Below are 831 nucleotides of genomic sequence, written 5' to 3'. Positions count from 1 at the left end.
CGGGGTAATCCGGACCCAGGGCGGCAATTCCATCGGTATCCTGGCGATGTCGGTCGGCGGCGGCGGCGGCGGCGGCGGCGCGGCTTCGACCGACGAGGAGATCGTTGGCGGAGGCAGCGAAGGCGAGACGTCCGTCGGCATCGGCGCGGCGATCGGCCTCGCCGCGGGTGGTGCCGGCAATGGCGGCACGGTCTCTGTTACCAACAGGAGCCTGATCGTGACCGACGGCGCCGATTCGTATGGTATCAGCGCCAACTCGATCGGCGGCGGTGGTGGTGTCGGCGGCTCGGCGACATCGGGCGTATTGGGTAAATATGCGATCGGTGGGGCGCTTGGCGGGGCAGGCGGCGGCGGTGGCAGCGCTTTCCAAGTCGACGTCTTCAATCTCGCCACGGCCGGCATCTGGACCCAGCAGGAGCGTTCCATCGGCATCTTCGCACAGTCGGTGGGTGGCGGCGGTGGCGCCGGTGGCGCCGGCGAAAGCACCGGTCACACCGATGAATCGGAAGTCAGTGTCAACCTGTCACTGGGCGGGTCCGGCAACGTTGGCGGTAACGGTGGCAAGGTCAATGTCGAAAACAGCGGCTGGATCCAGACCGAGAAGGCCTATTCGCACGGCATACTGGCGCAGTCGATCGGCGGCAGCGGCGGCGTCGGCGGCGCTTCGGGCACCTCGGCCAAGGACTCCAATGTGGCCATAACCTTGAGCCTCGGCGGCGCCGGCGGCACCGGCGGCAAGAGTGGCGAAACCGTTCATGTGACTAATTTCGGGTCGGGCGAGATCCTGACCAAGGGCGATAATTCGCACGGCATCTTCGCGCAATCGGTGGG

At 66.9% G+C, this 831-nt stretch carries 1 pseudogene; it reads left to right on the top strand.

Annotated elements, in window-relative coordinates:
* A pseudogene (locus EN750_RS41575) lies at window positions 1-831 on the top strand (autotransporter outer membrane beta-barrel domain-containing protein); the annotation flags it as partial.

This window comes from Mesorhizobium sp. M7A.F.Ca.ET.027.03.2.1, from assembly GCF_003999175.1.
Taxonomy (GTDB): domain Bacteria; phylum Pseudomonadota; class Alphaproteobacteria; order Rhizobiales; family Rhizobiaceae; genus Mesorhizobium.
The sequence above is the reverse complement of the archived record's forward strand: the minus strand, read 5'-3'. Positions and strand labels throughout refer to the sequence as shown.